The organism is Yunchengibacter salinarum (genome assembly GCF_037658235.1).
Lineage (GTDB): Bacteria > Pseudomonadota > Alphaproteobacteria > Sphingomonadales > Kordiimonadaceae > Yunchengibacter > Yunchengibacter salinarum.
In genome coordinates, this window is sequence record NZ_JBBJLN010000004.1 from 196,176 (window position 1) to 217,838 (window position 21,663).

At 60.7% G+C, this 21,663-nt stretch carries 18 protein-coding genes and 6 tRNA genes; 3 read left to right on the plus strand and 21 right to left on the minus strand.

Going from position 1 to position 21,663, the window contains the following annotated elements; translation table 11 throughout:
• Positions 1-16 precede the first annotated feature (16 nt).
• From nuoI to WGH93_RS06000, 21 genes are all read right to left on the minus strand, one after another.
• Positions 17-505: an NADH-quinone oxidoreductase subunit NuoI gene (gene nuoI, locus WGH93_RS05900; RefSeq protein WP_374763941.1), complete on the minus strand. Its 489-nt coding sequence runs from the start codon at positions 503-505 to the stop codon at positions 17-19.
• A gap of 23 nt (positions 506-528) precedes the next feature.
• Entirely contained in the window at positions 529-1,560 is a 1,032-nt protein-coding gene (nuoH, locus tag WGH93_RS05905) for an NADH-quinone oxidoreductase subunit NuoH (protein ID WP_374763942.1), read from the minus strand.
• Positions 1,553-3,631, minus strand: coding sequence for an NADH-quinone oxidoreductase subunit NuoG (gene nuoG / locus WGH93_RS05910; RefSeq protein ID WP_374763943.1), 2,079 nt, complete (start codon positions 3,629-3,631; stop codon positions 1,553-1,555). Before nuoG ends, nuoH begins: the two co-directional genes overlap by 8 nt.
• 67 nt (positions 3,632-3,698) lie before the next feature.
• Positions 3,699-4,979, minus strand: a complete 1,281-nt coding sequence (gene nuoF, locus WGH93_RS05915; protein WP_374763944.1) for an NADH-quinone oxidoreductase subunit NuoF — start codon at positions 4,977-4,979, stop codon at positions 3,699-3,701.
• 12 nt (positions 4,980-4,991) lie between these two features.
• Positions 4,992-5,585, minus strand: coding sequence for an NADH-quinone oxidoreductase subunit NuoE (gene nuoE, locus WGH93_RS05920; RefSeq protein WP_374763945.1), 594 nt, complete (start codon positions 5,583-5,585; stop codon positions 4,992-4,994).
• Positions 5,582-6,760 (minus strand): NADH-quinone oxidoreductase subunit D, encoded by a 1,179-nt coding sequence (locus WGH93_RS05925; RefSeq protein ID WP_374763946.1) that lies wholly within the window; start codon positions 6,758-6,760, stop codon positions 5,582-5,584. The genes nuoE and WGH93_RS05925 overlap by 4 nt, the downstream gene beginning before the upstream one ends.
• A 3-nt stretch (positions 6,761-6,763) precedes the next feature.
• Positions 6,764-7,378: an NADH-quinone oxidoreductase subunit C gene (locus WGH93_RS05930; protein WP_374763947.1), complete on the minus strand. Its 615-nt coding sequence runs from the start codon at positions 7,376-7,378 to the stop codon at positions 6,764-6,766.
• An 85-nt stretch (positions 7,379-7,463) separates the two neighbouring features.
• Entirely contained in the window at positions 7,464-8,030 is a 567-nt protein-coding gene (locus WGH93_RS05935) for a NuoB/complex I 20 kDa subunit family protein (RefSeq protein WP_374763948.1), read from the minus strand.
• Positions 8,021-8,386: an NADH-quinone oxidoreductase subunit A gene (locus tag WGH93_RS05940; protein WP_374763949.1), complete on the minus strand. Its 366-nt coding sequence runs from the start codon at positions 8,384-8,386 to the stop codon at positions 8,021-8,023. Before WGH93_RS05940 ends, WGH93_RS05935 begins: the two co-directional genes overlap by 10 nt.
• Before the next feature lie 266 nt (positions 8,387-8,652).
• Positions 8,653-8,729: transfer RNA gene (locus WGH93_RS05945), tRNA-Asp, on the minus strand.
• A 122-nt stretch (positions 8,730-8,851) separates the two neighbouring features.
• A tRNA-Asp gene (locus WGH93_RS05950) sits at positions 8,852-8,928 on the minus strand.
• A gap of 102 nt (positions 8,929-9,030) precedes the next feature.
• Positions 9,031-9,106: transfer RNA gene (locus WGH93_RS05955), tRNA-Val, on the minus strand.
• Positions 9,107-9,154: 48 nt separating this feature from the next.
• Positions 9,155-9,230, minus strand: a tRNA-Val gene (locus WGH93_RS05960).
• A gap of 127 nt (positions 9,231-9,357) precedes the next feature.
• Positions 9,358-9,633, minus strand: coding sequence for a non-specific DNA-binding protein Hbs (hbs, locus tag WGH93_RS05965; RefSeq protein WP_374763950.1), 276 nt, complete (start codon positions 9,631-9,633; stop codon positions 9,358-9,360).
• A 160-nt stretch (positions 9,634-9,793) separates the two neighbouring features.
• Positions 9,794-12,229: an endopeptidase La gene (gene lon, locus WGH93_RS05970; RefSeq protein ID WP_374763951.1), complete on the minus strand. Its 2,436-nt coding sequence runs from the start codon at positions 12,227-12,229 to the stop codon at positions 9,794-9,796.
• 176 nt (positions 12,230-12,405) lie between these two features.
• Positions 12,406-13,674, minus strand: a complete 1,269-nt coding sequence (gene clpX, locus WGH93_RS05975) for an ATP-dependent Clp protease ATP-binding subunit ClpX (protein ID WP_374763952.1) — start codon at positions 13,672-13,674, stop codon at positions 12,406-12,408.
• Between the two features lie 101 nt (positions 13,675-13,775).
• Positions 13,776-14,411, minus strand: coding sequence for an ATP-dependent Clp endopeptidase proteolytic subunit ClpP (gene clpP, locus WGH93_RS05980; RefSeq protein ID WP_374763953.1), 636 nt, complete (start codon positions 14,409-14,411; stop codon positions 13,776-13,778).
• 324 nt (positions 14,412-14,735) lie between these two features.
• Positions 14,736-16,442 (minus strand): trigger factor, encoded by a 1,707-nt coding sequence (tig, locus tag WGH93_RS05985; protein ID WP_374763954.1) that lies wholly within the window; start codon positions 16,440-16,442, stop codon positions 14,736-14,738.
• Positions 16,443-16,525: 83 nt separating this feature from the next.
• A tRNA-Leu gene (locus WGH93_RS05990) sits at positions 16,526-16,611 on the minus strand.
• 169 nt (positions 16,612-16,780) lie between these two features.
• The gene (locus WGH93_RS05995) at positions 16,781-18,262 is read right to left on the minus strand and encodes an NAD(P)H-hydrate dehydratase (protein ID WP_374763955.1); all 1,482 of its coding nucleotides are present in this window, start codon (positions 18,260-18,262) and stop codon (positions 16,781-16,783) included.
• Positions 18,263-18,381: 119 nt separating this feature from the next.
• Positions 18,382-18,458 (minus strand) — tRNA-His (locus WGH93_RS06000).
• Positions 18,459-18,745: 287 nt separating this feature from the next.
• On the opposite strand from WGH93_RS06000, the gene WGH93_RS06005 reads away from it, so the two are divergent.
• From WGH93_RS06005 to WGH93_RS06015, 3 genes are all read left to right on the plus strand, one after another.
• A complete protein-coding gene (locus tag WGH93_RS06005; RefSeq protein ID WP_374763956.1) occupies positions 18,746-19,084 on the plus strand; it encodes a P-II family nitrogen regulator in 339 nt (112 codons plus the stop codon).
• Between the two features lie 300 nt (positions 19,085-19,384).
• Positions 19,385-20,812: a type I glutamate--ammonia ligase gene (gene glnA / locus WGH93_RS06010; RefSeq protein ID WP_374763957.1), complete on the plus strand. Its 1,428-nt coding sequence runs from the start codon at positions 19,385-19,387 to the stop codon at positions 20,810-20,812.
• Positions 20,813-21,019: 207 nt separating this feature from the next.
• Entirely contained in the window at positions 21,020-21,577 is a 558-nt protein-coding gene (locus WGH93_RS06015; RefSeq protein ID WP_374763958.1) for a hypothetical protein, read from the plus strand.
• Positions 21,578-21,663 lie beyond the last annotated feature (86 nt).

The following is a 21,663-nucleotide window of genomic DNA, read 5'->3' on the forward strand; positions in this document are numbered from 1 at the left end:
ACGAAACGCGCATGGCTTAACGGTAAGGGGCGTCCGCCGCAAGATTTGCGGCGATCTCACGCTCCCAGCGTTCCCCGTTCTCCAGCAATTTTTCCTTGTTGTACATCAGCTCTTCACGGCTTTCCGTGGAAAACTCGAAATTCGGCCCTTCCACAATGGCATCCACCGGGCAGGCTTCCTCGCAGAAGCCGCAATAGATGCATTTGCTCATGTCGATATCGTAGCGCGTGGTGCGGCGGGAGCCGTCGTCACGTGGCTCCGCCTCGATCGTGATGGCCAGGGCCGGGCAGATTGCCTCACACAGCTTGCAGGCAATGCAGCGCTCTTCCCCGTTGGGATAGCGCCGCAACGCATGTTCGCCGCGGAAACGCGGGCTCAACGGCCCCTTTTCATACGGGTAATTGATGGTCGCCTTGGGCCGGAAAAAGTACTTCATGGATAGCCATGCGGCCTCGAAGAACTCTTTCAGGAGCAGGCTTTTGGCGGCTTGTGTCAGCGCAGTCATGGCTCGATCCCGTCCTTTTCCAGTTATTTCGGCAACCAGTCGAAGGCCAGCATCACACCGGCATAGATCACCACCATCGCCAGCGACAGCGGCAGGAACACCTTCCAGCCCAGCCGCATCAACTGATCGTAGCGATAGCGCGGCACGAACGCCTTGATCAGGGCGAAAACGAAGAAACCAACCGCGGTCTTGGCAAGCATCCAGAACGCGCCCGGCAGAATATCCAGCCCCGGCAGGGGCGCATACCAGCCGCCGAAGAACAGCACCGCCATCAAGGCCGACATCAACAGGATGTTGGCATACTCGCCCAGGAAGAAGAGCGCGAAGGCCATGCTGGAATATTCCACCTGATAGCCGGCCACCAGCTCCGCCTCCGCTTCAGGAAGGTCAAAGGGCGGACGGTTGGTCTCCGCCAGGGCGGAGATCAGAAAGATGAAGAAAGCGGGCAGGAAGGGCCACACGTGCCAGTTCCAGATCGGCCCGGCCTGAGCTTCGACGATATCCTGAAGATTGAGCGACCCCACGCCCAGCAGCACCGTGACCAGCACGAAGCCGATGGACACCTCGTAAGACACCATCTGCGCGGCTGACCGCAGGCTGCCCAGAAAGGCATAGCGACTGTTGGACGCCCAGCCTGACATGATCACGCCGTAAACACCCAGCGAACTGATGGCGAGCACATATAGAAGCCCGATATTCAGGTCGGCAATGGCCATCCCCTTGTCAAACGGAATCACGGCCCAGGCAATCAGCGCCAGCGTAAACGTGATCATGGGCGCCAGCAGAAAGATCACCTTGTTGGCCCCGGCGGGGATGATGGTTTCCTTGAGAAACAGCTTCAGCCCGTCAGCGAAGCTTTGCAGGATGCCAAAAGGCCCGACCACATTGGGGCCGCGCCGCATCTGCACCGCCGCCCAGACCTTGCGATCCGCATACACCGCCAGCGCCACAGCCAGCAACAGAGGCAGCGTGACCGTCAGAATGGCCAGCATGATGGCGATGAAGCGAAAGAGCCACCCGTCGGCCCCCAGCAATCCGAGATACATTTCAACCATGGGTGCCCGTTGCCTCCTCAACTGCGCGGCCATCCGCCGTCTCATTGGCGCGAGCGTCACGTTCCTCCACCACCTGGTTGAGGATGTCGGATGCCCGCGCGATCGGGTTGGTCAGGTAAAAATCGGTGATGACCGGCGCGATCCCCCCCTCGGCAATGGAGCCGCCGGTGCCGAAATCGCCCCACTCGGCGGTGGGCTTCACGTCCACCGTCTCCAGATGGGGCAGTTCGCCCTTGAGGGCGCGGTGCAGGTCGTCCCAACTGTCATATGGCAGGGTGACCTTCAGCACATCGCTCAGCGCCCTGAGAATGGCCCAGTCCTCCTTCGCTTCACCGGGCGGGAAACCGGCCTTTTCCGCCATCTGAACGCGCCCTTCCGTATTGATGAAGGTGCCGTCCTTTTCCGTATAGGCCGCGCCGGGCAGTATCACATCCGCATGGCGCACGCCTTCATCCCCATGGGTGCCGATATAAACCGTGAAGCAATCCTTGAGCGCCGCCGTATCCAGCTCGTCCGCGCCCAGATTGAACACCGTTTTCACGGCGCCGCTTTCAGCATCGTCCAGAATGGCATCCGCACCGCCTTCACTGACAAGGCCCATATCCAGGGCCCCGACGCGGGAAGCGGCGGTGTGAAGCACATTGAAACCGTTCCAGCCATCCCGCATGGCAACGCGATCCGCCAGATCGCGGGCGGCCTTGAGAATGGCAGCGCCATCCTCGCGCACCAGCGCACCCTGCCCCAGCAGGATCACTGGCCGTTCCGCCTTTTTCAGGGATTCGGCCACCGGATGGTCGCCGTCCAGAATCTTTTGCAGAATGGCCGCATCGTCGCCCAGTTCGTCCACGCTATAGGTCAGATCCTCCGCCGGGCCGATATTGGCCACCCTGGTGCCGAACAGACGGGTGCCCTTGCGGATGCGCGTGTTCACCAGCGGCGCCTCCATACGCGGATTGCAGCCCACCAGAAGCACGTAATCGGCGGTCTCCAGATCGAAGAGGCCGGTATTCATCAGATAACCGGCCCGCACGGACGGGTCCAGCGCGGCCCCGTCCTGACGGCTTTCAATCCGCTTGCTGCCAAGCTTTTCCAGCAGATCCCTGAGCGCCTTCATGCTTTCCATGTCCGCCAGATCGCCCACAAGCCCGGCGATCTGATCGCCCTTGACGCCTTTCAGGCCCTTGCGGATCGCCTCGAACGCGTCCGCCCAGCCAGCCTCCTGAAGCTTGCCACGCTTGCGCACGAAAGGCCGATCCAGCCGCTTGCGCCTGAGGCCGTCATAGTGGAAGCGCGTCTTGTCGGAAATCCATTCCTCGTTCACTTCCTCATGGATGCGCGGCAAAATACGCATGACGGCGGGGCCGCGATTGTCCACCCGGATATTGGAGCCCACCGCATCCATCACATCGATGGACTGGGTTTTGGTCAGTTCCCAGCTTCGCGCCGTATAGGCATAGGGCTTGGAGGTCAGCGCACCCACCGGGCACAGGTCGATCACATTGCCGGACATTTCACTATCCAGCATCTTGTCCAGATAGGTGGTGATCTCCATCTGCTCGCCGCGGCCAAGCGCGCCCATGTCCTCGACACCGCCCACTTCCTCGGAAAAGCGGATACAGCGGGTGCAGTGGATGCAGCGCGTCATGATGGTGCCGATCAGCGGCCCCATATATTTGTCTTTTACGGCGCGCTTGTTTTCCTCGAACCGGTTCATGCCGCGGCCAAAGGCCATGGCCTGGTCCTGAAGATCACATTCCCCACCCTGATCGCAGATCGGGCAATCCAGCGGGTGGTTGATGAGCAGGAACTCCATCACCCCTTCGCGCGCCTTTTTCACGGCCTCCGTATTGGTATGGATGACCATGCCATCACCTGCGGGAAACGCACAGCTTGCGATGGGCTTCGGCGCCCTTTCCATCTCCACAAGGCACATGCGGCAATTGCCCGCGATGGACAGGCGTTCATGGTAGCAGAACCGGGGAATTTCCACGCCCGCAGCCTCACAGGCCTGCAACACGGTCGCACCCTGCTCCACCTCAACTTCTTTACCGTCAACCGTCAGCGTCGGCATTCAACTCTCCCTGCCTCACTGGCAAATCCATGAACGGGCGCGGAATCCCCCGTGCCCGGATAGCGGATCATTCCGCCGCCACGTTCAGGCGATGATCGATACGCGCCTCGATCTCGCCGCGAAAATGCTTGATCAGCCCCTGAATGGGCCATGCGGCGGCGTCACCCAGCGCACAAATGGTATGGCCTTCCACCTGCTTGGTCACATCCAGCAGCATGTCGATCTCGTCCTTGTCCGCATCGCCGGTGACCATACGCTCCATCACGCGCCACATCCAGCCGGTGCCTTCCCGGCAGGGCGTGCACTGGCCGCAGCTTTCATGCTTGTAGAACTCGGCCAACCGGGCGATCGCCTTGACGATATCGGTGGACTTGTCCATCACGATCACCGCCGCGGTGCCCAGCCCGGTGCCGGCATTCTTCAGACTGTCGAAATCCATCAGCACATCGTCACACACCGATCGGGGAATGAGCGGCGTGCTGGAACCGCCGGGAATAACGGCCAGCAGATTGTCCCAACCGCCGCGCACGCCGCCGGCATGGCGCTCGATCAGCTCTTTCAGCGGAATACCCATTTCCTCTTCCACATTGCAGGGCCGCTCCACATGGCCCGAAATGCAGAATACCTTGGTGCCGGTATTGTTCTCCCGGCCCAGATTCTTGAACCAGTCGGCGCCGCGCCGCAGGATGGTGGGCACCACGGCAATGCTTTCCACATTATTCACCGTGGTGGGGGCGCCCCATACACCAACATTAGCCGGGAATGGCGGCTTCAGCCGGGGCTGACCCTTCTTGCCTTCCAGGCTTTCAATAAGCGCGGTTTCCTCGCCGCAGATATAGGCCCCGGCGCCGCGGTGCACATAGATGTCATAGTCAAAACCGGAACCGCAGGCGTTCTTGCCGATCAGGCCCGCTTCATAGGCTTCGTCAATGGCGGCTTCCAGCACATTGCCTTCATGATGAAATTCGCCGCGAATATAGATATAGGCGGCGCACGCGCCCATGCCCACACCGGCGATCAGGCACCCCTCGATCAGTTTGTGCGGATCGTGGCGCATCATGTCCCGGTCCTTGCAGGTGCCGGGCTCGCCCTCGTCCGCATTGACCACCAGATAATGCGGGCGGCCCGTGTCCTCCTTGGGCATGAAGGACCATTTCAGCCCGGTGGGGAACCCTGCCCCGCCACGACCGCGCAGACCGGATTCCTTGACCTGCTCGACGATCTTTTCCCGGCCCAGTTCGATCAGCGCCTTGGTATTGTCCCAGTCACCCCGCTTGCGGGCGGCATCCAGGCGCCAGTCCTCGAAGCCATAGAGATTGGTGAAAATGCGGTCTTTATCCTGCAACATGGCCTTGGCTCCTCACCCTTCGCTTTTGGAAAGGGTGGTCAAAGTGGTCAAACCGCCGACAGGCGCGCTGCGCTGCCGGTCCACCTGCGGCCCCGGACGAACCTCCTTGCCGTCCTTGAGCGTTTGGAGAATCTCCTCCATCCGCTCCGGCGTCAGGTCCTCGTAATAGTCATCATTGATCGAGACCACGGGCGCGTTCACACAGGCCCCCGCACATTCGATCTCGGACAGGGTGAAGAGGCCGTCTTCGGTGGTTTCCCCCGTTTTGATACCCAGGCGCTTCTGACAGGCGCCCATGATATCGTCAGAGCCACGCAGCCAGCAGGGCGTGGTGCCACAAACCCGCACCTCATAGGTGCCAACGGGCTTGTGATTGTACATGCTGTAAAAGGTGGCCACTTCATGCACCCGAATGGGCGCCATGTTCAGATAGTCGGCCACATATTCGATGATGTCTTGGGTGATGTGTCCGCCATTCTGGCGCTGCGCCAGATCCAGCAGCGGCATCACCGCGCTCTGTTGGCGGCCTTCAGGATATTTGGCGATGTGCTTGTTCGCCTTTTCCTCGTTTTCCGCCGTGAAAGCGAATTTTTCCACCGCCGTCATCGGTCCACCTCACCAAATACGATATCCATTGCCCCCAGTACGGCGGGCGCGTCGGCCAGCATGTGGCCCTTGCAGAGAAAATCCATGGCCTGCAAATGCGCGAAACCGGGCGCGCGAATCTTGCAGCGATAGGGCCGGTTGCTGCCATCGGAAATGAGATAGACCGCAAACTCGCCCTTGGGCGCTTCCACCGCCGCATAGGTCTCACCCTCAGGCACCTTGAAGCCTTCGGTATACAGCTTGAAGTGATGGATCAGCGCTTCCATGGATGTCTTCATCTCGGCGCGCCTTGGCGGCGTTACCTTGCGATCCACGCTGCTCACCGGCCCGGTGGGCAGGGTCTCAATAGCCTGGCGCATGATTTTCAGGCTCTCGCGGATTTCCGCGATGCGCAGCATGAAGCGGTCATAGCAGTCGCCATGGCGGCCCACCGCCACCTTGAAATCCATATCGGCATAATTGTCATAAGGCTGGGATTTACGCAGATCCCATGCCACGCCGGAGCCGCGCAGCATCGGGCCGGAGAACCCCCAACCCTGCGCCTCTTCCGCTGTCACCACACCGATATCCACATTGCGCTGCTTGAAGATACGGTTGTCGATCAGCAGCGCCTCCATGTCCTCCAGAACGCTGGGGAAATGGTCCATCCACGCCATGATTCTGTCGGTAAGCCCGGCGGGCAGGTCCTGATGCACACCGCCCGGACGGAAATAAGCGGCATGAAGCCGCGCACCGGATACCGCCTCATAGAATTCCATCAAGGTTTCGCGTTCTTCAAACGCCCAGAGGATCGGCGTCAGGGCGCCCACGTCCATGGCGTGGGTGGTCAGGTTCAGCAGGTGATTCAGGATACGCCCGATCTCGTTGAAGAGCGTGCGGATGCTCTGGCCCCGCGCGGGCACTTCCAGATCCAGCAGCCGCTCCATCGCCAGGCAGTAGGCGTGCTCCTGATTCATCGGGGCCACATAATCCAGCCGATCGAAATAAGGCAGCGCCTGAAGATACTGCTTGTGCTCGATGAGCTTTTCCGTCCCCCGGTGCAGCAGACCGATATGCGGGTCCACCCGCTCGATCACCTCGCCGTCCAGCTCCATCACCATGCGCAGAACGCCGTGCGCGGCAGGGTGCTGCGGGCCGAAGTTCAGGTTATAGTTCTTGATATCCACTTCCGCCATGGCCTAGCTCCCCGCCTCTTCTGCCTTTTCATCACCCGGCAGAATGTATTCCGCGCTCTCCCAGGGGCTCATGAAATCGAAGTTTCGAAATTCCTGGGTCAGCTTGACCGGCTCATAGACCACACGCTTCTCTTCCTCGGAATAGCGCAGCTCGGCATAGCCCGTCAGCGGGAAATCCTTGCGCTGAGGGTGCCCCTGGAACCCGTAATCGGTGAGAATGCGGCGCAGGTCCGGGTGCCCGGAGAAGAAGACGCCATACATGTCCCACACTTCCCGCTCGAACCAGCCGGCCGCCGGAAACAGACCTGCCACACTGGGAACGGGTGTGTCCTCGTCGGTTTTCACCTTGACCCGAACGCGCTGGTTCAGTTCCAGCGACAGCAGATGATACACCACATCGAAGCGCTGGGAGCGGCGCGGCCAGTCCACGCCGCACACATCCATCAACATGCGGAAAAGGCATTCCGTATCGTCTCTGAGGAAGGTCAGAACCCGCTCGATGTGCTCTGCCCGCGCCAGCACGATCAGTTCACCTTTTTTTACCGATGTGGAGACCACCTCGTTTTCGAGGCTGGCAGCGATGCGTTCGCCGAGATCCTTCAAGGCAGTGTCACTCATGGACTCTCTCTTTCTGCCGACAGGCAGTTGCACGGTTGGACCGACCGGGGCAACAGCCTGTGGCCCGCGCCCCGACCGTCAAAGATCAGCGTTTGAACGTACCCGTCCGGCGAATCTTGCGTTGAAGCTGCAATACGCCGTAAAGCAGCGCCTCCGCGGTGGGCGGACAGCCCGGCACATAGATATCCACCGGCACGATGCGGTCACAGCCCCGTACAACCGAATAGCTGTAGTGATAATAGCCGCCGCCATTGGCGCAACTGCCCATGGAGATCACATAGCGCGGCTCCGACATCTGGTCATACACCTTGCGCAGGGCGGGCGCCATCTTGTTGGTCAGCGTACCGGCCACGATCATCACATCCGACTGGCGCGGCGATGCCCGCGGGGCGGCACCGTAGCGCTCCATGTCATAGCGCGGCATGGAGGTGTGCATCATTTCCACCGCGCAGCAGGCCAGCCCGAATGTCATCCACCACAGCGAGCCGGTGCGCGCCCAGGTGACCAGGTCTTCCAGCGACGTGACCACATATCCCTGGTCGCTCAGTTCCTCGTTGAGGCCCTGAAAAAACTGCGCGTCCCCCGGATCGGCACTGACGGGAGCCCCCGCCTTTGCGGCGGTGCCGGTGTTTTCCTTGTCGATCACTCCCATTCCAGTGCTCCCTTCTTCCATTCATAGATGAAGCCTACCGTGAGGATGCCCAGAAACACCATCATGGACCAGAAGCCGAACATGCCCAGATCCCCGAGCGTCACCACCCAGGGGAACAGGAAAGCCACTTCCAGATCAAAGATGATGAACAGGATCGCTACCAGGTAAAAACGCACGTCGAACTGGTGACGGGTATCCTCGAACGCCTCGAAGCCGCACTCATAGGCCGAGAGCTTTTCCGGGTCCGGGTTCTGATTGGCGATGAGAACGGCGGCGCCAATGAATACCGCGGACAATACCACGGCCACGCCGATAAAAATGAGGACAGGCAGATAGTCCGCGATAATGGAATCCATGCCCTTACGTCTCCACAAACTGGGGGTTCAGGTGCCTGACGCTCTTTTATCGGGGCAGCCTGCGCCCGTAAAGCCCCAATTTTGCCATCATTTGTGCGCTGCAACGTAACATGGCCGCCACGGCCATCAGCCCTGACCGGCCTTGGGCGAAACGTAGAGCACTGCCCCACGCTGGCAAACCATATCGGTGTGGCGTGTGCGCGCACCCGGCCAGGGCGCCAAAGTCCCGCGCCACATCATCAGCTTATCGTTTTGGGAAAAGGCGGTGGCGGGAGTGACGGGGCTCGAACCCGCGACCTCCGGCGTGACAGGCCGGCACTCTAACCAACTGAGCTACACCCCCGCATCGGATGCCCCGTTCTCTAGCGCCCGGCCACCCCGCTGTCAATCCGCAAAAAGCGCAAAAAGCCAGTGGAATCAAGAAAAAAGGGATGCAAGGCCATTGGCTTTGCATCCCCTCTAATCTGGCGGGAGTGACGGGGCTCGAACCCGCGACCTCCGGCGTGACAGGCCGGCACTCTAACCAACTGAGCTACACCCCCAGATGTGTTGTGAGGCGGTTTCTAGACCGCGTCACAGGTACTGTCAACCGCTTTTCCGGCAGCTTTCAGCACATTTCCGATCGCCGCCCTTCAGGGGCAGAATGGTGGGCGGTGACAGGCTCGAACTGCCGACCCTCTCGGTGTAAACGAGATGCTCTACCAACTGAGCTAACCGCCCCCCTGATCGGGAAAGCGGGCAGGAAACCCTGCCCTGTCCGGCGGAAGATGGTGGGCGGTGACAGGCTCGAACTGCCGACCCTCTCGGTGTAAACGAGATGCTCTACCAACTGAGCTAACCGCCCATCGACCGGACGGCGCTTTTGATAAGACCTGAGTGGCGGGATGTCCAGATGTTTTCAGGATTTTTTTAGCACAAAAAAGGCGGCTACGGCCTGCGCCATAGCCGCCCTGATCTGGCAACAAGCGTTATTACTTGTTGACCGAATCCTTCAGCCCCTTGCCGGCCTTGAACTTAGGCTGCTTGGACGCGGGAATGTTGATTTCTTCCCCCGTGCGCGGATTGCGCCCCTTGGTGGCGGCCCGTTCGGTTACATTGAAGGTGCCGAAGCCGATAAGGCGAACTTCGTCACCACCAGACAGTGCCTGGCTGATGGAATCGAATACGGCATCCACCGCTTTGGAAGCGTCGGCTTTGGACAGGTCCGCGGTGTCGGCAACCTTTGCGATCAGATCGTTCTTATTCAAGGTATCCCCCTCTGAGTTGAAGAGCGTGCTTTCGTTTTTCCGATTTCGAAATGCGCCCGCAGTTTAGGGGGAGGGAAATTGATCTGTCAAAGCAAAAAGCCGCAGAATCCTGCGGCTTTTTTATTTTTCACCCGAAACGGGCCTGTATATCCGAACCGGATCAGTGCGTCATGCGCTCCTCGGCGGGGTCTTCGTCCTCCTCGTGGGACAGCCCGCCAAGGGGGTCGTCCTCCCATTCAATGGGCTTCAGGGGGCCGGCAAGAGCATGGGTCAGCACTTCCTCCACCCGAGAGACGGGAACGATTTTCAGCCCTGATTTCACATTGTCCGGGATTTCGGCCAGGTCCTTTTCGTTTTCCTTGGGAATCAGGACCGTCTTGATCCCGGCCCGAAGCGCGGCCAGCAGCTTTTCCTTCAGGCCGCCAATGGGCAGCACCCGGCCCCGAAGCGTCACCTCCCCGGTCATGGCCACATCGCGCCGCACCGGCACGCCGGTCAACACAGACACGAGCGAGGTGCACATGGCGACCCCCGCGCTCGGCCCATCCTTCGGGGTGGCGCCTTCCGGCACATGCACATGCACGTCCCGCTTCTCAAAGACCTTGGGCTGGATGCCGAAATCCGGGGCACGGCTGCGCACATAGGAGCGGGCCGCATCAATCGATTCCTTCATCACGTCGCCCAGCTTGCCGGTCTGCTTCACATTGCCCTTGCCCGGCACCGTGATCGCCTCAATCGACAAAAGCTCGCCGCCCATTTCCGTATAGGCGAGCCCAGTGGTCACACCCACCAGGTCCTCTTCCTCGATCTCGCCATACCGGAAGCGCCGAACCCCGGCATACTGGCCCAGATTCTTGACCGTGACGCTGATCGAGTCCTTCTCGCGGGAGACGATTTCCTTGACCGCCTTACGGGCCAGCTTGGCGATCTCCCGTTCCAGGTTCCGCACCCCGGCTTCACGGGTGTAATAGCGGATCAGGTCCCGGAGGGCGCCATCGGAAATTTTCCACTCCCCCGCTTTCAGGCCGTGATCCTTCAACTGCTTGGGAATCAGGTGCCGCTTGGCGATCTCCAGTTTTTCCTCCTCGGTGTACCCGGAAAGCCGGATGATCTCCATGCGGTCCAGCAAGGGCCGCGGCATGTTGAGGGAGTTGGCGGTGGTGACGAACATCACATTGGAAAGATCGTAATCCACTTCCAGATAATGGTCGTTGAACTTGGCGTTCTGCTCCGGGTCCAGCACTTCCAGCAGGGCGGATGCCGGATCGCCACGGAAGTCCTGCCCCATCTTGTCGATCTCATCCAGCAGGAACAGCGGGTTGCTGGTGCCCGCCTTTTTCAGGGACTGCATGATCTTGCCGGGCATGGAGCCGATATAGGTGCGCCGGTGGCCGCGAATCTCGGACTCGTCCCGCACGCCGCCGAGCGAGAATCGGACGAACTCCCGCCCGGTGGAGCGGGCAATGGATTTGCCAAGGGAGGTCTTGCCCACGCCGGGCGGGCCGACCAGACACAGAATCGCCCCCTTCACCTTGCGGGCACGCTGCTGCACCGCGAGATATTCGATGATCCGCTCTTTCACCTTCTCCAGGCCGTAATGGTCCTCATCCAGAACCTTCTGGGCGGCCTTGATATCCTTCTTGATCCGGCTTTTCTTGCCCCACGGGATAGACAGCATCCAGTCCAGATAGTTGCGCACCACCGTGGCTTCCGCGGACATCGGGCTCATGGACTTGAGCTTTTTCAGCTCCTGCTCGCACTTTTCGCGGGCTTCCTTGCTCAGCTTGGTCTTTTCAAGCTTTTCCTCCAGCTCCTGAAGCTCTTCCCGGCCTTCGTCGCCTTCGCCCAGTTCCTTCTGGATCGCCTTAAGCTGCTCATTGAGATAATATTCGCGCTGGGTCTTCTCCATCTGGCGCTTGACCCGGCCACGGATTTTCTTCTCCACCTGCAACACGCCGATCTCGCCTTCCATGAAGGAATAGATCCGCTCCAGCCGGTCCCGGACGGAAGCGGTGGCCAAAAGATTCTGCTTGTCCTCCACCTTGAGCGCCAGATGGGATGCAATGGTATCCGCGAGCTTGGCCGGATCATCGATCTGGTTCACCGTAACCAGCACTTCGGACGGAATTTTCTTGTTCAGCTTCACATATTGCTCGAACTGGGAAATGTTGGAGCGGCTGAGCGCCTCCACATCCTCATGATCGCTGTCGGCTTCCGCCACCAGCGTGTTCTCCGCCTCGAAATAGTCATCCGAGCGGGTGAAGCTGTCGATGCGGGCGCGACTGACACCTTCCACCAGCACCTTTACCGTGCCATCCGGCAGCTTCAGCAATTGCAGCACGGTGGCAAGGGCGCCTTCCCGGTACACGTCTTCCGTACCGGGATCGTCCACATTGGCATCCTTCTGGGTCGCAAGCATGATCTGCTTGTCTTTTTCCATCACTTCCTCAAGCGCGCGCACGGATTTGTCGCGCCCGACAAAGAGCGGAACGATCATATGGGGAAAAACCACAATATCCCGAAGGGGCAGAACCGGAAGGGTCATGCTTTCGCCGCCCCGGGTCTCGCTGTCATGGGTCTGGGGAGAATCGGACATGGATAAACACCACCTGATTGTTGTTATCACCTGAACGGTCAAGGGAGCTGTGCCGGACTCACCCGACGGCGCCCCTGCGTCCCTTACTGTCTGAAATGGGAACGGGCGCCCACAGGTTCAAGTGACCCATGCGCGCCCGACTGAAAGAGCCACCTTTCTCGCCCAATGCGTGCCGGTCAGGCGGGCTGCCCCGCCTCGTCCCGTCGATCAGCATAGATATGCAGGGGCTTGGCCTCACCGCTGACCACATCCGGGTTGATGACGATTTCTTCAACGCCGTCCAGGCTCGGCAGGTCAAACATGGTTTCCAACAGCGCATCCTCCATGATCGAACGCAGACCCCGCGCACCGGTCTTGCGCTCGATCGCCTTGTGGGCGATGGCGTATAGCGCTTCCTCGGTGAAGGTCAGGGTCACGTCTTCCATGTCGAACAGGGTCTCATACTGCTTGACCAGCGCATTCTTCGGCTCGGTCAGAATCTGCACCAGCGCGTCCGCGTCCAGATCCTCAAGCGTGGCGATCACTGGCAGGCGACCCACAAATTCCGGGATCAGCCCGAATTTCAGCAGGTCTTCCGGCTCGGTCTCCATGAACAATTCGCCGGTTCCTCGCTCATCGGGCGCGGCAACCTTGGCGCCGAAACCGATGGACCGACCTTGCAGGCGATTGGAAATCACCTTTTCCAGACCGGAAAACGCACCGCCGCAGATGAACAGGATATTGGTGGTGTCCACCTGCAGGAATTCCTGCTGCGGATGCTTGCGCCCGCCCTGAGGGGGAACGCTGGCCACCGTGCCTTCCATGATCTTCAGCAGTGCCTGCTGCACACCCTCGCCGGAGACATCCCGCGTGATGGACGGATTGTCCGACTTGCGGCTGATCTTGTCCACCTCGTCGATATAGACGATGCCACGCTGCGCCCGCTCCACATTGTAGTCGGCGCTTTGCAGCAGCTTCAGGATGATGTTTTCCACATCCTCGCCCACATAACCCGCCTCGGTCAGCGTGGTGGCATCCGCCATGGTGAAGGGCACATCCAGAATCCGCGCCAAAGTCTGGGCCAGCAATGTCTTGCCGCAGCCGGTCGGCCCGATCAGCAGGATATTGGACTTGGACAGCTCCACCTCGCTGGCGCCGGAGGACACATGGTTCAGCCGCTTGTAGTGGTTGTGCACGGCGACCGCCAGAACCCGCTTGGCGGCGGACTGCCCGATCACATAATCATCCAGCACGCCGAGAATCTCGCGCGGGGACGGCACACCGTCCGAATCCTTGGAGAGGGCGTTCTTGCTCTCTTCCTTGATGATGTCGTTGCACAGCTCCACGCACTCGTCGCAGATGAATACCGTTGGCCCGGCGATCAGCTTGCGCACTTCATGCTGGCTTTTGCCGCAGAAGGAACAATAGAGCGTGTTTTTGGAGTCGCTATTACTCAAAGTTGTCACCGCTTTCCCAGTGGTTTCGCTTGGGGTGATGGTAGCTTGCCGCCGCTGTGGTCCACAACAAAAAACTTGGGCGGCACCGCATTCCCTGCGCTGGCCGGAGTCTAGTCCTCCTCATCCTGGCCCTCGCCCTTGCGGCGGTCATACACTTCATCGATCAGGCCGAATTCCCTGGCCATCTCCGGGTCCATGAAATTGTCCCTGTCCATCGCCTTTTCAATGGCGTCCATGGTCTGACCCGTGTGGTGCTGATAGATTCTGTTCAGTCGCTCCCGCAGCTTGAGGATCTCACGGGCCTGGATTTCGATATCCGCGGCCTGCCCCTGGGCACCGCCGGAAGGCTGGTGAATCATGATACGCGCATTGGGCAGCGCATAGCGCATCCCCGGCTCCCCGGCAGCGAGCAGCAGCGACCCCATGGAACTGGCCTGCCCCACGCACATGGTGGCCACCTTGGGCCGGATATATTGCATGGTGTCATACATGGCCAGACCGCTGGTCACCACGCCGCCGGGCGAATTGATGTAGAACGAAATGTCCTTTTTGGGGTTTTCCGCCTCCAGAAACAGGAGCTGGGCCACCACAAGCTGGCTCACATGATCATTGACCGGCCCGGTCAGGAAAATGATGCGTTCCTTCAGCAGCCGGGAGAAAATATCATAAGACCGTTCCCCGCGGTTGGTCTGCTCCACCACCATGGGAACAAGGGTACTGGCATAGGTCTCAAGAAAATCGGTCATTGGAAACTCCTCAAGGGGGAAACGCCGAACACGCTGCCGCCGGACGGCGGATATAGCCGGAAATTCAAATCAGGCAAGGCTTAGCAGACAAGATTGAAGCCCGGCAAGCATGGACCGCACACGGCGGACCATCAAACGCCCCGGCCTGCTCGGTGCAAAACCGCCCGCGGGCCGCGCAGCCCCGCCCGTCCGCGTCACGGGGTCCCGCCCTCCCGCACATAAGATTCACGACAAAACAGAAGCTTCATGAGAAAAGAGGCCCGCCCGTTAAGGCAGGCCCCTTTCTGATAAGGTTGCTCACATCGATCGTGGTCAAAGGCCCGATCAGTCGCCCTTGTCGGTAGCCTTTTTCGCCGTGCCGGACTTGGCAGTGGACTTGGCCGCGCTCTTGGCAGCGGGCTTTTTCGCCGCGCTTTTGGACGCGCCGGATGCCTTGGATTCACCGGATGCGCTCTTCTTCGCCGCGCCAGCCTTGGCGCCGGTGGACTTGGATGTGCCGGATTTGGCGGTTGATTTGGCAGTGGATTTCTTGGCGGTGGACTTGCCAGCCGTCTTTTTCTCCGTGCCCTCGCCCGCGTCGTCCTTGGCCGCGCTCTTCTTGCTCGTGCTTTTGCTGGACGCAGCCTTCTTGCCACCGCCGGACTTGCCGGTCTGACGCTTGGCCGCCTTCTTGGGGTCGGCCTCTTCCTCGTCGATCTCCTGAACAGCCTTGACCAGTTCATCACGGGAAACCGACTTCTCGTCCATCTCGGCCATTTCCAGGATGAAGTCCACCACCTTCTCTTCAAAGATGGGGGCGCGCAACTGGGCACGGGCCTGCTCGTTCTGCTGGAAGAACTGGAAGACCTGCATTTCCTGGCCAGGGAAGCGACGGGCTTCCTGAACCATGCGCTGATTAACCTCGTCCTGGGTCACGTCGATGTCATTCTTCACACCCAGCTCGGACAGCAGCAGCCCAAGCCGCACGCGGCGCTCGGCGATCTGCTTGAATTCCTCGGCCTCTTTCGGGTCCTTGGGCTCGTCCAGCCCTTCGAACTCTTCCTCTGTGGCCTCGCCGGACTGAATGGCATCCCGCTTGATCTGCTCCCATATCTGGCGGAATTCCATGTCCACCATGTTCTGGGGCACCTCGAAATCATAGCTTTCGGCCAGTTGGTCCAGAAGCTGGCGCTTGAGATGCGCGCGGGTCAGATTGCCGGTCTCGCTCTCGATCTGGCTACGCACCTGTTCTTTCAGCGCGTCCAGATCGTCAAAGCCGAGATTCTTCGCCATGTCGTCGTCCACGGCGGCCTCGGCAGGCTTCTGCACTTCCTGAACGGTCACGGTGAATTCCGCTTCCTTACCGGCCAGTTGCTCGGCCTGGTATTGTTCCGGGAAGGTGACGGTAACGACCTTCTCGTCACCGGCCTTGACGCCCACCAGTTGCTCTTCAAAGCCCGGAATGAAGCTGCCGGAGCCCAGCTCAAGCTGGTGACCTTCCGCCTTGCCGCCCTCGAATTCCTCACCGTCCACACGGCCAACGAAATCGATCAGGACCGCGTCACCGTCCTTCGCCTTGGCCGTCTTGGCCGCGGCGCGGAAGGACTTCTGGTCCGCCGCAATGCGTTCCAGCGCTTCGTCCACATCCTTGTCGGATACCTCGGCAGTCCAGCGCTCCAGTTTGGGCGCCGTGAAACCTTCCGTTTCGATGGCGGGCAGAATTTCCATCTTCATGGTGAAGGACAGGTCCGAGCCCTGCTCGAATTCATCCATCTCCACGTCGGGCTGGGTGGCGGGACGCACGTCCTTTTCTTCCAGCACCTTCTGGGTGGTTTCCTGCATGGTTTCGGAAATCACCTGATTCATCGCCTTGTCGCCATGCATCTTTTTCAGCAGCGACATGGGCGCCTTGCCCTTGCGAAAGCCCTTCATCGCCACATTGGCCCGGAAATCATCCAGGATGGTCTCCATGCGGCTTTCCAGATCGTCCGCCGGAACCACCACCTTGTATTCCCGTTTCAATCCGTCATTCAGCAGTTCTTCGATATGCATGGCTAAACCACTTTCCTAAAAGCCTGTCTCGCCGTCAGGGACCCGACAGGGCCGCCTCGAAAAGCAGCCCCGGCCTGCCGACATGGTGCGGGCGGAGGGACTTGAACCCCCACGTCCAGAGGACACCAGAACCTAAATCTGGCGCGTCTACCAATTCCGCCACGCCCGCCTTGACCAACCGGCAACAAAGCCGACCCTGATGGCCGTCAAAAACCGAATGGGGCCACCGCCATGATGGCAGAGGCCCGCGCGCTGATCGGGCTTATAACAGCCGCGCGGATGAGTACAAGTTTTTTCCGGCATGAGCGGCGTCGAGCTGCCCGCATCAGGCCCCGCACCTATGGCAGCACCGCCTTGATGCTGCCCAGCAGGTCGCTGGCGATCAGGCCGCGCCCCGCATGAAGACCGGCCCGGCCATGAAGCCACACCCCGGCACTGGCCGCATCGAAGCCCGACATGCCCTGAGCCAGCAGACCGGTGATCACCCCGGCCAGCACATCCCCTGTACCCGCCACGGAAAGCCAGGCCGGCGCGCTCTGATTGATACTGACCCGACCATCGGGGTGCGCCACAACCGTATCCACCCCCTTCAGCACCACGACGGCCCCGCTCATTTGGGCCGCGGCCCGCGCGGAAGGCACCCGATCCGCGGGGTCAAGGTCCGGGAACAGGCGGGCGAACTCGCCCTCATGGGGGGTCAAAACCACGTCCACCTCCCCCGTGGACAGATCGGCCACACGCCCCGCCATGCTGGTCAGCGCATCCGCATCCAGCACCACGGCGCGGCCCTTGGCGATCACGTCCCGCACCATCTGCCCGGTCTTTTCCCCCACGCCAGCGCCCGGCCCCAGCAGGACGGCGCTGATCCGGGGGTCGGACAGCATGGCCAGAAACCCCACCGGCACCTCGAATTTCCGCACCATCACATCGGTCAGCGCGGTGGCCTGCATGGGATAGGTCTCGGACGGCGCGCCCAGCGTCACCAGCCCGCATCCGGCCCTGAGCGCGGCCATGGACGACAGGCGACAAGCACCCAGCGCCGGTTCACGCCCACCCAGAACCAGCGCATGACCGCGACCATATTTATAGGTATGCGGCCCCGGCAACGGCCACCCGCCCCCCCACAGGGCGGGCGCGTTCTCGAAACACCGGGGTGCGATTTCGTCCAGCACTTCAGGCGGAATGCCGATATCCACCACATGCACGTCTTCATTGCCGCCACAATAGAATCGCCCCGGCACCAGCACATGGCCTGGTTTTCGCGTAAAAAATGTGACCGTGGCATCGGCCCGCACGCAGGCGCCGGGCGCCCTGCCCGTCTCGCCGTCCAGCCCGCTGGGCAAGTCCACGGCCAGCCGGAAGGCATCCGCCGCATTGATCGCATTCACAAGATCGGCCATCTCCCCGTCCACCGGGCGGGACAGCCCCGCCCCCAGAAGGGCATCTATAATGACCGAAGCCCCGCTCAGCGCATCCGGCGCCGCAGGTAGCACGGGCCCGCCCCACGCCGCATACATGGCCCTGGCATCGCCGGCCAGACGCGCCGGGTCGCCCCAGGCCAGCAGCCGCACATCAAAGCCCCAATCACGCAGATAACGGGCGGCCACATAGCCATCCCCGCCATTATTGCCCGGTCCGCACACCACCACCACGGGGCCCGACAAATCCGAGGGAAGGCCCAGATACACGAGCGCGCATTCCGCTACGCCGCGCCCCGCCGCTTCCATCAGGGACTGCCCGGAAACGCCCGACTGCGTGGCAAGCGAATCAGCTTTGGCCGATTCGCTCGGTGTTAAAAGTGTGGGAAAGACAGAAAACACCCGCGCACCCCCGGTTTTCGCTGGACTTCGACCAGGCCCGACCCGACCCCGCCATGAAAGGCGCGCAGTGTATCAAATGAAAAAGACCCCGAAAGGGGCCTTTACGGAAAAGTGGTGAGTGGGGCGAGTGACCGGATTTGAACCGGCGACCTCCAGAGTCACAATCTGGCGCTCTAACCAACTGAGCTACACCCGCCACGATCTGGGAACGCGCCCCATTTATTCGAGCCGATCCGTCCCGTCAAGGGCTAAGCGGGCATAGCATGACAGCAACCCACTCCCTCCACTTCGAACAACGCACCACCGGAAGGTCAGTTCCTGTGCATCTGATTAAATATTGTGCAAATGAGCGCACAGCAGACGGTCACTTCCGGGCGCCATGCAGCCCTTACCCCCCGGCAAGCGGGCTTTTTTCGGACCTTCCGGCTTGGCACACTCCCTGCTAACGTGGTGTAGCGTTCAATTCAATTTGGCGAGTGCGAAATGAAAAAAATCGAAGCGATTATCAAGCCGTTCAAGCTTGATGAAGTCAAAGAAGCCCTGCACGATATCGGGATTTCCGGCATTACCGTGGCCGAAACAAAGGGCTTTGGTCGCCAGAAAGGGCATACCGAACTCTATCGCGGTGCCGAATATGTGGTGGATTTCGTTCCCAAGGTGAAAGTGGAAGTGGTGCTGGATGACAGCCAGGCGGAACGCGCCGTGGAAGCCATCCGCAGCGCCGCTCACACTGGCCGCATCGGGGACGGCAAGATTTTCGTCAGTCCGGTTGAGGAAGCGATTCGCATTCGCACCGGCGAAACCGGGGCGGATGCCATCTAGCGCCCGCCTCTTTATCGAGGCCGGCGCGCCCTGCCCTTGTCCGATCTTGTCCCGGCCCCTTCTTTCCAGGTGCGGGAGATAAGCGGGGCCCGATCCGCCACAAGGACCCCCTCAGGGCGCTCCCGGAAACCGGGCGTGCCCTGATGCGTTGGAAGTCAGGACGCGCTGGAGGTCAAGACCACTCAGTCGGCCCGGACGCCCTGAGCGCCGCACCCGCGGGGCCGGGACCCCAGGGCCGCTTAGCAACAGCGCCGGCACGTCAGTCGGCCATCAATCGCAGCACAGCACGAAAGGATACCCATGTCGAAATACAGCAATCTCTCCGCTGAAGACTTTCTCAGCCTCGTCAAGGAACTGGAGGCCGAGTGGATCGACCTGCGCTTCTCCGACCCCAAGGGCAAATGGCAACACCTGACCATGGATGCCGAAGTGGTGGACGAAGAGATGCTGGAAGAAGGCATCCTGTTCGACGGCTCGTCCATCAATGGCTGGAAAGAGATCAACGAGTCGGACATGCTGCTCATGCCGGACCTGAACAGCGTGACCGCGGACCCGTTCTTCGCCGATACGACCCTCGTGGTCTTCTGCGACGTGCTGGAGCCCACCACCGGCCAGCCCTATGGCCGCGACCCCCGCTCTGTCGCCAAGAAGGCCGAGGAATATCTCAAGTTCACCGGCGTCGGGGACACCTGCTTCTTCGGCCCGGAACCGGAATTTTTCGTCTTTGACGATGTAAAATTCAAATCCGACTATGCCCACGCCATGTACGCCATTGACGACGTGGAAGGCCCCTACAACACCGCCCGCCACTTCCCGGAAGAACCCAACTCCGGCCACCGTCCGCGTGCCAAGGGCGGCTATTTCCCGGTACCGCCGGTGGACAGCGGCCAGGACCTGCGCGGTGAAATGGTCAAGGTGATGAAGGAAATGGGCCTGAACATGGACAAGCACCACCACGAGGTGGCCGCTTCCCAGCACGAACTGGGCATTACCTTCTCCACGCTGACCGGCACCGCAGACAATGTGCAGGTCTATAAATATGTGGTTCATCAGGTGGCGCACACCTATGGCAAGACAGCCACCTTCATGCCCAAGCCGGTCGCGGCGGACAACGGGTCCGGTATGCATGTGCACCAGTCCATCTGGAAAGACGGCAAGCCGCTTTTCGCAGGCAGCGGATATGCGGACCTGTCCGATACCGCGCTTTACTATATCGGCGGCATCATCAAGCACGCCAAGGCGATCAATGCCTTCTCCAACCCGTCCACCAACAGCTACAAGCGCCTGGTGCCGGGCTTCGAAGCCCCGGTTCTGCTGGCTTATTCCAGCCGGAACCGGTCGGCAAGCTGCCGCATTCCCTTCACGTCCAGCCCCAAGGCCAAGCGTGTGGAAATCCGCTTCCCCGATGCCACGGCCAACCCCTATTTGGCCTTCTCCGCCATGCTGATGGCCGGCCTTGACGGGATCGAGAACAAGATCCATCCGGGCGACGCCATGGACAAGGACCTGTACGCCCTGCCGCCGGAAGAGCTGCAAGGCATTCCCACCGTGGCCCGCAACCTGCGTGAAGCGCTTGAGGCGCTGGACAGCGACCGGGACTTCCTGACCAAGGGCGATGTATTCAGCGACGACCTGATCGATGGCTATATCGACCTCAAGATGGAAGAAGTGGAACGCCTGGACCTGACCCCGCACCCGGTCGAGTTCGACATGTATTACAGCAGTTGATCCCACGCGGTCAGCCAGCATGAACCATTGGGGGGCGCTTCGGCGCTCCCCTTTTTTAACGGCCTGCCATGAGCGTGCAGACACATTCCCCGCATGAACCCGGCACACGGACAGATGAAGCCTGTACAGGCAGCTCAGCCGTGGCCTATAGTCAGGGCTTGCGGATTCACGCATGTGAGAAGGTCAAGGCAAAGAGCAGACAGTGGCATGAGTGAGTGTTTGACCCCGGAACAAAAAGCCATTCAGGGCAGCCTCGAAGCAGCAAACATCAATCCAAAGAGCTTTCTGGCAACCGATTATCTCAATCATTACAATGAGATAGCCATGCTGCTTGAAATGGTGCCCGACATGCCGGAACTGGCGGAAGATGCCTTTGGCTGGCAACCCAAGAGCTATGTTCAGCATTTCCGGGACAGCGGTTTTGCCGCCAAGGAACTGGCGGAAGATGCCTTCAATCTGGCGCCGGACGATGTGCGCGGTGCGTTCGATCAGGTTTCCGGCGATCTGGACACTCTGATCATGGGAACGCTGAAGGCGCTTCAGCAGGTGAACGCCACGGAACGCGGCCTGAGCCCGGAGGCGCAGGAATTCACCCGGCGCCGGGTCAGCGAAATTCAGGAAACCCTGCTCCGCCTGAACAAGGTGATCCACGGCAAGCCCATGGAAGCCCTGGCGGATCATGACCTGGCACAGAGCAGATCGGCCCCCGCGCCGGAGGCCAGCGACGCCCAGACCCAGGAAGATATCGATAAACTGTTCGATTGATCGGGCTGGCCCGCCCACATCGTTTCAATGGCCAGCACCACCCCCGGCCCGGGCCTGGGGCGCCAGCCGCGTTCAAAGGGGCTGAC

Excerpts from the sequence above, each read along its gene's own strand:
- nuoI (WP_374763941.1), bottom strand. The coding sequence starts at position 505 with ATGACTGCGCTGACACAAGCCGCCAAAAGCCTGCTCCTGAAAGAGTTC.
- nuoH (WP_374763942.1), bottom strand. The coding sequence starts at position 1,560 with ATGGTTGAAATGTATCTCGGATTGCTGGGGGCCGACGGGTGGCTCTTT.
- nuoG (WP_374763943.1), bottom strand. The coding sequence starts at position 3,631 with ATGCCGACGCTGACGGTTGACGGTAAAGAAGTTGAGGTGGAGCAGGGT.
- nuoF (WP_374763944.1), bottom strand. The coding sequence starts at position 4,979 with ATGTTGCAGGATAAAGACCGCATTTTCACCAATCTCTATGGCTTCGAG.
- nuoE (WP_374763945.1), bottom strand. The coding sequence starts at position 5,585 with ATGACGGCGGTGGAAAAATTCGCTTTCACGGCGGAAAACGAGGAAAAG.
- WGH93_RS05925 (WP_374763946.1), bottom strand. The coding sequence starts at position 6,760 with ATGGCGGAAGTGGATATCAAGAACTATAACCTGAACTTCGGCCCGCAG.
- WGH93_RS05930 (WP_374763947.1), bottom strand. The coding sequence starts at position 7,378 with ATGAGTGACACTGCCTTGAAGGATCTCGGCGAACGCATCGCTGCCAGC.
- WGH93_RS05935 (WP_374763948.1), bottom strand. The coding sequence starts at position 8,030 with ATGGGAGTGATCGACAAGGAAAACACCGGCACCGCCGCAAAGGCGGGG.
- WGH93_RS05940 (WP_374763949.1), bottom strand. The coding sequence starts at position 8,386 with ATGGATTCCATTATCGCGGACTATCTGCCTGTCCTCATTTTTATCGGC.
- lon (WP_374763951.1), bottom strand. The coding sequence starts at position 12,229 with ATGTCCGATTCTCCCCAGACCCATGACAGCGAGACCCGGGGCGGCGAA.
- clpP (WP_374763953.1), bottom strand. The coding sequence starts at position 14,411 with ATGACCGATTTTCTTGAGACCTATGCCAGTACCCTTGTTCCCATGGTG.
- tig (WP_374763954.1), bottom strand. The coding sequence starts at position 16,442 with ATGCATATCGAAGAACTGCTGAATGACGGATTGAAACGGGAATACAAG.
- WGH93_RS06005 (WP_374763956.1), top strand. The coding sequence starts at position 18,746 with ATGAAAAAAATCGAAGCGATTATCAAGCCGTTCAAGCTTGATGAAGTC.
- glnA (WP_374763957.1), top strand. The coding sequence starts at position 19,385 with ATGTCGAAATACAGCAATCTCTCCGCTGAAGACTTTCTCAGCCTCGTC.
- WGH93_RS06015 (WP_374763958.1), top strand. The coding sequence starts at position 21,020 with ATGAGTGAGTGTTTGACCCCGGAACAAAAAGCCATTCAGGGCAGCCTC.